The sequence below is a fragment of the Flavobacterium daejeonense DSM 17708 genome, assembly GCF_000425425.1.
In the GTDB taxonomy this organism is placed as follows: Bacteria; Bacteroidota; Bacteroidia; order Flavobacteriales; family Flavobacteriaceae; genus Flavobacterium; species Flavobacterium daejeonense.
In genome coordinates this window covers 73250-85291 of record NZ_KE384374.1, presented here as the reverse complement: position 1 = coordinate 85291, position 12042 = coordinate 73250, and the positions used below count along the sequence as shown (strand labels likewise).

The window sequence follows — 12042 nt, the reverse complement described above, 5'->3', positions numbered from 1 at the left end:
GTTTTCATTACATTTGCAGCCATTTTAAAACCCTTATGAAAAAGAAATTAAAAGTGGGATTTTGGGAGTTTGTGGCCCGAATTGTACTTAAAAACAAAATAGCAATACTGGGACTTATTCTTCTGTTCACCATTTTTCTGGGATTACAATGGAAAAATATTCGGTTTTCATTTACCGAAGCCAACTTACTTCCGGACGACAACATCGTTAACAAAGAATACAACGCTTTCCTGAAAGAATTTGGCGAAGAAGGAAACCTTATGGTTGTTGGTATCAAAGACGATGTGTTTTTTACCCCGAAAGTTTTTGCTGCCTGGAACAAACTGATGACCGATCTTAAATCACAGCAAGAAATCGATTTGGTTATTTCAGTAAGTGATTTGAAGAAACTGAAAAAAAACGAAGCTATTGAAAGTTTCGAATTAGCTCCTTTTGTAGATCAGAGTCAGACAAACAATCAGGCGTATCTGGACAGCATTAAAAAAGATTTATTCGAAAAAATGCCTTTTTACGAAGGTTTGCTTTTTAACAACAAAGGTACCATTCGCTCGGCCATTTACATGGATAAAAAAATTGTAAACACCGCAGCGAGAAAGGATTTTATCCTAAATGATTTTATCCCGAAAATTGAAGCTTTTGAAAAAGAAACCGGTATCGATCTTCGGGTTTCGGGAATGCCTTACATTCGAACTTTAAATGCGAAAAGCATCACCGACGAAATCAGTCTTTTTATTGGAGCTTCGCTATTTATCACCTCCTTTATTTTCTTTTTCTTTTTCCGTTCGTTCCGCGCTACTTTAATTTCGATGATTATTGTAGTTATTGGCGTGATGTGGACTTTTGGATTACTGGGATTATTCCATTACGAAATCACCGTTCTTACAGCCATTGTTCCGTCATTAGTTATTGTAATCGGAATTCCAAACTGTATTTTCCTGACCAATAAATACCAGCAGGAATACCGCGCTCACGGAAACAAAGCCAGAGCATTGCAAAGGGTAATTACCAAAGTAGGAACTGCTACTTTGATGACCAATTTAACTACAGCCGCCGGTTTTGCTACTTTTATCATTACCAATAGTGAATTGTTAAAAGAATTTGGTATCGTTTCTTCGTTAAGCATCATTGCTTTATTCTTTTTGTGTTTGATTGTAATTCCTATTTATTACAGCTATCAGGCCGTTCCTAAAGACCGACACTTGGAACATTTGAGTCGAGATTATACTAAGAAATTTATTTCCTGGATAGAAAAAACAGTAAAATACAACCGCCGCTATGTGTATGCAGTTGCTATTTTTCTATTCCTGATTAGTTGTATTGGTGCTTTAAAAATCCAGACTTCAGGAAGTTTAATTGAAGACATGCCTAAGAAAACAGGCTTTTTCAATGATATTCTTTTCTTCGAAAAAGAATTCAACGGCGTGATGCCGCTTGAAATCACCATTGACACCCAACGCAAAAAGGGAGTTATGAAACTTTCGACCATGAGAAAAATGGACGAATTACAAAAAACCATCGAAGAAATTCCGGAATTGTCTAAACCGGTTTCGATTCTTAATTTGGTTAAATATTCGAAACAGGCGTACTACAACGGAAATCCGGACTATTACGAATTGCCAACTTCTCAGGAACAGGCTTTTATTTTAAGTTATGCCAAAAACGGAACCAAAGACAGCAAGGAAAATATCATGAAAAGTTATGTGGACAGTACCGGACAGGTTGCCCGAATTACGACTTTCATGAAAGACATCGGCACCGGAAATATGGCTAAAATTGAAGACAAACTTTGGTCAAAAATCAATACTATTTTCCCAAAAGAGCGTTACAAAGTAACCATGACCGGAAAAGCGCTGGTTTTTGAAAAAGGAACCAAATATTTATTGGACAACTTAGTTAGTTCGATTTTATTTGCCATTTTCCTTATATCCATGTTAATGGTTTTCATGTTCCGTTCGTTCAAAATGGTAGTTGTTTCTTTGATTCCTAATTTACTTCCACTTGCTATTACAGCTGGTTTAATGGGTTATTTTGGCATTCCTTTAAAACCATCTACAATATTAGTATTCAGTATTGCATTTGGTTTATCAGTTGATGATACCATTCACTTTTTGGCACAATATCGTCAGGAACTTACACACAACAACTGGAAGATTAAAAAATCGGTATTTGCCACGATTAAAGAATCGGGAATCAGTATGTTTTATACTTCGGTAGTATTATTTGCCGGATTCTCGGTTTTCATGTTATCCGATTTTGGTGGAACTGTAGCTCTTGGAGGATTAATCGCCATTACTCTTGCTTTTGGAATGCTTTCTAATTTGATGTTATTACCTTGTTTGGTTTTAACATTAAACAAATCATTGGCTAACGAACAGGAATTTATTGAACCCAAAATTGACGTTTTGGATCATTTAGACGAATTAGAAGACAAATAAAATAGAATAAAAAAACAAAAAAATGATTATTGAAGAACAAGTAACGCTTGCGAATAAATACCTTGATAAAGCAATTGACTTTGGGTTTGAATATGCTCCTAAATTAGTAGGAGGAATAATAGTTTTAATAATCGGTTTATGGTTGACTAAAATCACGACCAAAGCCGTTGGCAAATCCTTAGAAAAATCTAAAATAGACCAATCATTAGTTCCGTTCTTAAAAAGCTTGACTAACATTGCCCTGAAAGCTTTAGTTTTCGTAACAGTAATGGGAATGATTGGAATCCAAATGACCTCCTTTGTAGCGATTCTGGGAGCTGCCGGTTTGGCTGTAGGCATGGCTCTTTCAGGAACTTTACAAAATTTTGCCGGAGGTGTTATCATCTTAATCCTGAAACCATTTAAAATTGGCGATTTTATCGAAGCTCAGGGATTCACTGGTACTGTTAAGGAAATTAGTATTTTTTCGACCATGCTGAACACAGCCGATAAAAAGCTGGTTATCATTCCTAATGGACCACTTTCAACAGGTGCTTTAATCAACTATTCCGCCGAACCTACAAGAAGAGTCGATTGGACTTTTGGAATTGCCTATGGAGATGATCTTGAAAATTTCAAAAGAGCGATTAATGATTTTATCGCTCAGGACGAAAGAATCTTAAAAGATCCGACTCCTTTCGTTGGATTATCTGCACTTGCAGATAGTTCGGTAAATTTTACCGTAAGAGTTTGGGTCGATGGTCCGGATTACTGGGATGTTTTCTTTGACATGAATGAAAAAGTTTATACGCAATTTGCTAATTACAACCTCAACATTCCGTTTCCGCAAATGGATATGCATTTTATTAAAGAGAAATAGTTTTCTCACAACACGATCAGGAGTCCCGTTTTAACTTAAAAGCGGGATTTTTTTTAGTTAAAATCTAGTGCTTTATCAAAAAAATGTCTTCTTTTTTTTCGAAACAGAAAAAGAAACTTTCTAATACCAACAATTAAACAATACTTCATTTGCGCTGAAACAATTGCAGAAAAAAGTCTTATTTTTACTAATGACCATCTTAAAAACAAAAGCTGGCTTTAAAAAAATACCACACAATTATGACGCATACCACTTCAGAAAAAGAAAGACTTGCTGTTGCAAACAATTATAGAAATTGGAAAAAATGGGGACCTTACTTAGCCGAAAGACAATGGGGAACGGTTCGCGAAGATTACAGTGAACACGGTGAAGCCTGGGAATTCATAGACCACGACAAGGCGCGTAGTAATGCATTCCGATGGGGAGAAGAAGGCATTGCCGGTTTTTGTGATTCCAGAGAAATTGTATGTCTGGCAGCTGCTTTTTGGAATGGAAAAGACCCGATTATTAAAGAACGTCTTTTTGGTTTAACCAACAATCAGGGAAATCATGGTGAAGATGTAAAAGAACTCTATTTTCATCAGGTTTCGACGCCTACGCACACTTACAATAAATACCTCTATAAATACCCACAAAACGAATTCCCTTACACGGATTTGGTTCAAAAAAACCAACGAAGCCGTGAAGAACCGGAATTTGAGATTTTGGACAGCAACAGCTTTGATAACAATGCTTATTTTGATTGTTTTATCGAATATGCCAAAGCAGATGTAGAAGATCTTTTGATGAAAATCACTGTGGTTAACAGAGGAACGGAAACAGCAACCATTCATGTGCTGCCGCATTACTGGTTTCGCAATTTCTGGAAACACAACGACCGTCACCCGAGACCGAATATGGAATCGGTTTCTGAAAATGCAGTACTTTCTAAAAGCAGTCGTATTGAAGATTACTATTTATACCATGAAGATGGCAAACAATTATTTTGTGAAAACGAAACCAATAACGAGCGCATTTACAATTTCGCTAACGAATATCAATACGTTAAAGACGGTATCAACAATCATGTTATCAAAGGAGAACCAACTGTAAATCCGGAGAAATTTGGAACTAAAGTCGCTATCTGGCATGAATTAGAATTAAAAGCCAGCGAAGAAAAAAGCATCCGAATTCGCTTAAGTCATCTACCATTAGACAATCCCTGGGGAGATTTTGAATCTATTTTTGACCAACGGAAAACAGAATGCGAAGCCTTTTACAATGACATTATCACCGAAAAAATCCCTGAAGCCCAAAGAGCCATTGCCAAAAGTGCTTTTTCAGGTTTGTTATGGACTAAGCAGTTTTATTATAACGATGTTTTCAAATGGCTCTTTGGCAGTCCTAAAGAAGAACCGCCTCATCGTTCTAACATGCGAAATTATTCCTGGCAACATCTTACCAATCGTCACGTTATTTCGATGCCCGACAAATGGGAATACCCTTGGTATGCCGCCTGGGACTTGGCTTTTCACATGGCTTCCTTTGTAGAAATTGACCCTTATTTTGCCAAGCAGCAATTACTGCTCGTTTTACAGGAAAGCTACATGCATCCTAACGGACAAATTCCGGCTTACGAATGGAATTTTAGCGATGTAAATCCGCCTGTACATTCCTGGGCAGTTTGGACGGTTTATGAAAAAGATAAAATTCGTACTGGCAAAGCCGATACAACATTTTTAGAAAAAGCATTCCAAAAACTCCTTATCAATTTTACCTGGTGGGTAAATCAAAAAGACACCAGTGGAACCGACTTATTTGAAGGAGGGTTCCTGGGCTTGGATAACATTGGGGTTTTTGACCGCAACCACATGCCCGAAGGAATTAAAAAAATGCAACAGGCCGATGCTACCAGCTGGATGGCCATGTTTTCATTAAACATGTTGCGCATGTCGCTGGAACTGGCTAAAACGAATAAAATTTACGAAGAGGTTTCGGCTAAATTTTTCAGACACTTTTTGAATATTGCCTGGGCGATGCATCACATCGGGAAAAAAGATATTTCACTTTGGGATGACGAAGACAATTTCTATTATGATGTTGTCGAAATGTCCAATGGAAAAACGGAACGTTTAAAAGTACGCTCTCTGGTGGGTGTTATCCCGATGTTTGCTGTCGAAATCATGCACAAAGATTTGTTCGATCAATTGCAGGATTTTAGAAAAAGAGCTAACGAAATTATCAGAACCCGTCCTGATTTGGCTTCCTTAATTTCGAATTTGGAAAAAGCCAATCCGGATGGGAATTTTCTATTCTCTATAATGCGTGGTTTTAGATTAGAACACTTACTCAAACGCCTGCTGGATGAAAATGAATTTTTATCTGATTACGGAATTCGTTCCCTGTCTAAATTCCACAAAGACCATCCTTTTGTTTTTGAACATCATGGACGTCACCAAATTCAGTACGAACCGGGAGAAAGCCGTTCGAATATGTTTGGCGGAAATTCGAACTGGCGTGGTCCTATCTGGATGCCGTTGAATTATATGATTATCCAATCGCTTCGTAAATATTATACTTTTTACGGACCAACATATATCTATGAATTCCCAACGGGTTCCGGAAATAAACTGAATTTAAAAGAAATTGCTAACGAATTGACTAAACGTTTAATCAAACTGTTTGAAAGAAACGAAAATGGTAAATTTCAATACCATTCCGATGACCACGAAATGCATTTTGCCAAAGACCCGCATTTTAGAAATGAACATTTTTTCTATGAGTTTTTTGACGGCGATACCGGAAAAGGTCTCGGCGCATCACACCAAACCGGATGGACAGCATTGATTGCTAATTTGATTCTGGAATTAGAGAAGAATAGTTAAAATGCTAAATCCCGTCTCGTTTTTAGGAATGAGACGGGGTTTTATATTCAAATAGTTTTTTAAATTTCTCTATCTTACACTTAAAAAACTGTATTCGTCAAGATACTCTTTTAATTCTCGACTGGGTTTGAAATAAATTAGTTGATTAGTTGGAATATTTTCTATAATTTCCTTTTCTACATTCTCACATTGTAATTGTTTTAAAACAGATATACAATAATCAAATTTACTGAGAGAATTAAACATCCTCATACAACATCTGGTTTGATTTGGCACTCCATAACGTGAATAGGCTCCAACAATGAACGAAATTTTTTGTGTATCAGTTTTAAATAAACCATCCTTCATTGTACCTTGATAAACAGTATCTTTTGGCTCTTTACTTTTATAATAATCATCATGTTTTTTCCTCCATTCTTTATCTTTAGTATCTATAAAATACTTAAAAGCCCCATCAAATTTATAGTTATAAAAAGAGTTTATTCTTTCGGCTATTTTTTTTGATCTTAGTATATCTTCCACGCTATTATATGGATATTGATTTTTTTCAACTACAAAATTAGGGGCTTCATCACTGTACATTTCGACAATAAATTTCATCAATAAATATTCACCTTTGTAATAATTATCAACAAAATCATCATTCCTATACGTCTTCTCTCTTCCCAGATAGTCTGATAAAGTTCCAAGTAAAAAATAATCTCTATCTAAAATTAATTGAGACTTGGGCTTTTGCTCCAATTGAAATTCATAACCATTTAAATTTTGACTATGATCAAATTGAAAAGCAAAAAGAACCAATACAATAAAGAAAGTTTTCATTTTTTTCATTTACTTATTTCATTTAAAAACATTCATAAAATTAACAAAATAATCTTACAAACAATATCTTCTAACCATTTTAGAAAATTTTGCATTGAAAACGCTATGATTTCACTACCTAACAGCTAATCGATTTCATCGAATCGAGTACCTTCTTTAATTATATAGACAAATCATAGCGTTTTCAATGCAAAATTTTCAAACCTAATTAACTTTAAATATTAGATTACGTACCTACGGCACTCCAACAAATTACCTTCAATTGTGGATGGATTAAAATCCATACCTACAAAATATACCGAGCCTACGGCTCTTTGATACCTTATCTAAAAACAAATTGAATTCCTAATACCCTATTTACACAGAAAAGTTCCGTAGGAACGTTATGTTTATAGCTCCGTAGGAGCGAGACATTTTGTAGCCCCGAAATTTATTTCGGGGGAAATAATAGGGAACGACATATAAATCAACATTTTAAATCTTTGTGAAATAAAACAACTTTGTAAAAACCTAATTCCACTGTTCCCTAGCCCCGATAGCAATGAAAATCCTTTTCTTTTTTTCTTTAAAAAGAAAAGATTGAAATGAATAGCGGGAAAATAGCTCCTAAAAAATAACTTCAAAAGATTTATATTTGCATGTAGAACGTGAGACTATTTTAAATCAACGCTACCCAAAATGAGACACACAAAAGTTAAAGACTTATTGAACAGCTCGGTTACACTGCAGGAAGTAAACGCTAAAGGATGGGTAAGAACATTTAGAAACAATCAGTTTATTGCTTTGAATGACGGTTCGACCATCAATAACATTCAATGTGTGGTAGATTTTGAAAATACGCCTGAAGAAACCTTAAAAAGAATTACTACCGGTGCTGCGGTTTCTGTAACGGGAACTTTGGCAGAAAGCAAAGGTGCAGGTCAGAAATATGAAATTCAGGTTTCGAAATTAGAAATTCTTGGAGATTCTGATCCTGAGAAATTCCCGATGCAACCTAAAAAACATTCTCTGGAATTTTTACGAGAAAATGCGCATTTGCGTGTCAGAACCAATACTTTTGGGGCGATTATGCGCGTGCGTTCGATATTGTCATTTGCGGTGCATAGTTATTTCCAACAAAAGGGATTCGTTTATGTCAATACGCCAATTATCACCGGAGCCGATGCGGAAGGTGCCGGCGAAATGTTTCAGGTGACTTCGTTGCCACTAGACAATTTGCCAAAAAATGAAGAAGGAAACATTGATTACAAAAAAGATTTCTTTGGAAAACATACTAACCTAACAGTTTCAGGCCAATTAGAAGGAGAAACTTTTGCAATGGCTTTGGGACAGATTTATACTTTTGGGCCAACATTTAGAGCCGAAAACTCCAATACTTCCCGCCATTTGGCTGAATTTTGGATGATAGAGCCGGAAGTAGCTTTTAATGATTTGGATGCCAATATGGATTTGGCAGAAGATTTTATTCAATATGTGATTAAATATGCGATGGACAAATGTCCGGAAGATTTAAAATTTCTGGAATCCCGTTTGTTGGAAGAAGAAAAATCAAAACCGCAGGCAGAAAGAAGCGAAATGACTTTGCTGGAAAAATTGAATTTTGTTTTAGAAAACAATTTCAAACGTGTTTCTTATACCGAAGCTATCGATATTTTAAGAGATTCGACACCTAACAAAAAGAAAAAATTCCAATATAGCATTGACGAATGGGGCGCCGACTTACAAAGCGAACACGAACGTTATTTGGTAGAAAAACATTTTAAATGTCCTGTAATTCTGTTTGATTATCCGGCCAAAATAAAAGCGTTTTACATGCGTTTAAACGAAGACGGAAAAACCGTTCGCGCCATGGATATCCTTTTCCCGGGAATTGGAGAAATCGTTGGCGGTTCGCAAAGGGAGGAACGTTTTGATGTTTTAGTCGAAAAAATGAAAACACTGGGCATTCACGAAGAAGAATTATGGTGGTATCTGGACACCCGAAGATTTGGTAGTGCGGTTCACTCCGGTTTCGGACTCGGGTTTGAAAGACTGGTATTATTTGTAACCGGAATGACTAACATTCGTGACGTAATTCCGTTTCCAAGAACCCCGATGAATGCAGAATTTTAAAAATAATGTTTAATCGGTTAATCGTTTATTTGTCTAAAAACAATTATGTACGAATAAACAGATAACCAAATAAACAAATAAACCCAAATGCTAAAGCAATTCTTAAATTTAAAATTAACCCAAAAATTATCTCCGCAGCAAATTCAGCTGATGAAGTTAATTCAATTGCCTACGCAAGCCTTTGAACAACGTCTTTTAGAAGAAATGAATGAAAATCCGGCATTAGAATCCGGAAAAGAGGAAGAGGATTACGACAAAGACGAATTTGACAATAATGATGAATACGACGACTACGATGATTCTGATCGTATTGAAGCCGATGATATCAATATCGACGAATATTTAAGCGACGACGATACTCCGGATTACAAAACGCAAACTAACAATTACAGCGACGATGATGAATTACGCGAATCGCCTATAGCCGCTCCGATTAGTTTTCATCAGGATTTAATTAATCAGTTGAATACTTTTATCTTAGACGATCACGAAAGAGAAATTGCCGAATTTCTGGTAGGAAGCATTGATGATATGGGCTACATCCGTCGTAGTATTCCGGATATTGTGGACGATATGGCTTTCACCCAGGGTATTTATACCGATGAATTCATGGTAGAACGTATGTTGCAGGTAATCCATCAATTAGAGCCATCAGGTGTAGGTGCCAGAGATTTACAGGAATGTCTTTTGCTTCAACTAAAACACAAAACACCTACCGATTCGGTTGATTTGGCCGCTGATATCATCGAAAATCAGTTTGATGCTTTTACCAAAAAACATTACGACAAACTGATTCAAAAATACAATATTTCGAATGACCAGCTTAAAAAAGCCATCTACGAAATCGAAAAACTAAACCCGAAACCGGGTGGTGGTTTTACCGGAAACAATAAAGTAACCGAAAATGTAGTACCTGATTTTGCCATTCGAATTATTGATAACGAACTCGAATTGACCCTAAACGGACGAAACGCTCCTTCTTTGCACGTTTCTAAGGATTATCAGGAAATGCTGCAAACGTATAAAGATTCCCGCGACAAATCGGGGGCACAAAAAGAAGCGGTTCAGTTTATCAAGCAAAAATTAGACTCAGCCAAATGGTTTATTGATGCTATCAAACAACGTCAGGAAACCCTGTTTGTAACCATGAATGCCATCATGCATTATCAGGAAGAATATTTCTTAGATGGTGACGAAACCAAACTAAAACCAATGATTCTAAAAGACATTGCCGATATTGTAGGTTTGGATATTTCGACGGTTTCCCGTGTGGCCAACAGCAAATATGTGGAAACACCTTATGGCACCAAACTGATTAAGGAATTTTTCTCAGAAGCGATGAAAAACGATCAGGGAGAAGATGTTTCGACTTTGGAAATCAAAAAAATATTGCAAAATATCATCGAAGAAGAAGACAAGAAAAAACCCCTTCCGGATGACCAACTGGCCGAAATGCTTAAAGATAAAGGCTATCCAATTGCCCGAAGAACGGTGGCCAAATACCGCGAACAATTGGATATTCCGGTTGCCCGAATGCGCAAAAAAATTTAAAACCTTCCCTTTTTACAAAACAAAAAAGGCTGTTTCGTTATTTGAAACAGCCTTTCTTTTTATAAAACAAACCAACCATTTTTATTCTTTCTTACTATCAATGATTGCTCCGGTTCCGGCGCCAACACCCGCTCCGGCCAGACCACCAATAATAGCACCTTCTCCTTTCTTCTTACTGATAATAGCACCTGTAGCAGCTCCTACTCCGGCACCAATTACTGCACCTTTAGCCGTACTACTCCATTTCTTTTTCTCAGTTGTAGTCTGAGGTGTGGTATTATTAATCACCGTTACCTCTTTTCCCTTAGCAGCTTCCTGTTTTGCCATTTCTATTTTCATCGAATCGATGGCTTTTTGCTTAACCATTTCCATTTTCATCGAATCAATACTCGCCTGTTTCATCGAGTCGATACTGGCCTGACTATCATCCATCATTCCTGCTTTTTCGGCTTTTTTACAGGAAACAATCATCAAAGAAGCTAAAATTACATAAACAATATATTTCATGACTTATCGTGTTTAAAATTATTACTCTACAAAGATACTCTAAAAGACCGCCTGAATTCCTTACATGATTTTATTAATATATTACAGAATTTTAACTCTAGCCTTATTCTTCCTGACTTTTTTGCATGGCTTCAAAATAAGCCGCGCGACTTAGCGGTTCATATTCTTCGGTTTCACCTAATAAAACCAATTTATCATTGGCTGTTTTTCTAAAACTGTAATTCGCCAGATTTCCGGTTCGGGTACATACCGCATGAACTTTCGTTACATATTCGGCCGTTGCCATCAATGCCGGCATGGGGCCAAAAGGATTTCCTTTAAAATCCATATCCAGTCCCGCAACAATCACACGAACACCCTGATTAGCCAAATCATTACAAACCCTTACAATTTCATCATCAAAAAATTGCGCTTCGTCAATTCCTACCACATCACAACCCTGCGCTAAAATGGCGATATTAGCCGCCGCAGGCACCGGCGTGGAACGAATTTCATTCGCATCGTGCGAAACTACCATATCCTGATGGTAACGGGTATCAACTTCAGGTTTGAAAATTTCTACTTTTTGTCTGGCAAATTGTGCTCTTTTCAACCTGCGAATCAGCTCTTCTGTTTTTCCCGAAAACATGGAACCGCAAATAACTTCAATCCAACCAAATTGCTCTTTATGATTTACTGTATTTTCGAGAAACATTTTATATTTTTTCTAACTTAAAAAATGAATAGTTTTTATTACTTTGTAAACTTAAAATCGACTTAAGATTTTATACTTTTACACTTTCTCAAAAGTAGAAAATTTTTAGCAATTTGAAGGTTTTAGAACACTTAATTAAAAGCAGTTCCTAATTCTTTCACTAAATAATAAAAAACATTCGCCAAAACTAAACCATTG

At 36.4% G+C, this 12042-nt stretch carries 8 protein-coding genes; 5 read left to right on the top strand and 3 right to left on the bottom strand.

What is annotated here, in order from left to right:
• Positions 1-35 precede the first annotated feature (35 nt).
• The 3 genes from H599_RS0118105 (at position 36) to H599_RS0118095 (ending at position 6158) form a co-directional block, all read left to right on the top strand.
• The gene (locus H599_RS0118105) at positions 36-2435 is read left to right on the top strand and encodes an efflux RND transporter permease subunit (RefSeq protein ID WP_026715400.1); all 2400 of its coding nucleotides are present in this window, start codon (positions 36-38) and stop codon (positions 2433-2435) included.
• A gap of 22 nt (positions 2436-2457) precedes the next feature.
• Entirely contained in the window at positions 2458-3294 is an 837-nt protein-coding gene (locus H599_RS0118100; protein ID WP_245600570.1) for a mechanosensitive ion channel family protein, read from the top strand.
• Positions 3295-3533: 239 nt separating this feature from the next.
• Positions 3534-6158 carry an MGH1-like glycoside hydrolase domain-containing protein gene (locus tag H599_RS0118095; RefSeq protein WP_026715398.1) on the top strand — a complete coding sequence of 875 codons (2625 nt, stop codon included), beginning with the start codon at positions 3534-3536 and terminating at the stop codon, positions 6156-6158.
• A gap of 69 nt (positions 6159-6227) precedes the next feature.
• On the opposite strand, the gene H599_RS0118090 is transcribed toward H599_RS0118095, so the two are convergent.
• On the bottom strand, positions 6228-6989 hold the full coding sequence (locus H599_RS0118090; protein WP_026715397.1) for a hypothetical protein: 762 nt from the start codon (positions 6987-6989) through the stop codon (positions 6228-6230).
• 669 nt (positions 6990-7658) lie between these two features.
• Between H599_RS0118090 and asnS the strand changes: the two genes are divergently transcribed.
• Positions 7659-9092, top strand: a complete 1434-nt coding sequence (asnS, locus tag H599_RS0118085) for an asparagine--tRNA ligase (RefSeq protein WP_026715396.1) — start codon at positions 7659-7661, stop codon at positions 9090-9092.
• Between the two features lie 87 nt (positions 9093-9179).
• Positions 9180-10643, top strand: a complete 1464-nt coding sequence (gene rpoN / locus H599_RS0118080) for an RNA polymerase factor sigma-54 (RefSeq protein WP_026715395.1) — start codon at positions 9180-9182, stop codon at positions 10641-10643.
• A gap of 81 nt (positions 10644-10724) precedes the next feature.
• Here rpoN and H599_RS0118075 read toward each other — a convergent pair whose 3' ends face one another.
• Positions 10725-11150, bottom strand: a complete 426-nt coding sequence (locus tag H599_RS0118075; protein ID WP_026715394.1) for a YMGG-like glycine zipper-containing protein — start codon at positions 11148-11150, stop codon at positions 10725-10727.
• A gap of 103 nt (positions 11151-11253) precedes the next feature.
• Positions 11254-11844 (bottom strand): thymidine kinase, encoded by a 591-nt coding sequence (locus H599_RS0118070; RefSeq protein WP_026715393.1) that lies wholly within the window; start codon positions 11842-11844, stop codon positions 11254-11256.
• Between the last annotated feature and the right edge of the window lie 198 nt (positions 11845-12042).

Excerpts from the sequence above, each read along its gene's own strand:
- H599_RS0118105 (WP_026715400.1), top strand. The coding sequence starts at position 36 with ATGAAAAAGAAATTAAAAGTGGGATTTTGGGAGTTTGTGGCCCGAATT.
- H599_RS0118100 (WP_245600570.1), top strand. The coding sequence starts at position 2,458 with ATGATTATTGAAGAACAAGTAACGCTTGCGAATAAATACCTTGATAAA.
- H599_RS0118095 (WP_026715398.1), top strand. The coding sequence starts at position 3,534 with ATGACGCATACCACTTCAGAAAAAGAAAGACTTGCTGTTGCAAACAAT.
- H599_RS0118090 (WP_026715397.1), bottom strand. The coding sequence starts at position 6,989 with ATGAAAAAAATGAAAACTTTCTTTATTGTATTGGTTCTTTTTGCTTTT.
- asnS (WP_026715396.1), top strand. The coding sequence starts at position 7,659 with ATGAGACACACAAAAGTTAAAGACTTATTGAACAGCTCGGTTACACTG.
- rpoN (WP_026715395.1), top strand. The coding sequence starts at position 9,180 with ATGCTAAAGCAATTCTTAAATTTAAAATTAACCCAAAAATTATCTCCG.
- H599_RS0118075 (WP_026715394.1), bottom strand. The coding sequence starts at position 11,150 with ATGAAATATATTGTTTATGTAATTTTAGCTTCTTTGATGATTGTTTCC.
- H599_RS0118070 (WP_026715393.1), bottom strand. The coding sequence starts at position 11,844 with ATGTTTCTCGAAAATACAGTAAATCATAAAGAGCAATTTGGTTGGATT.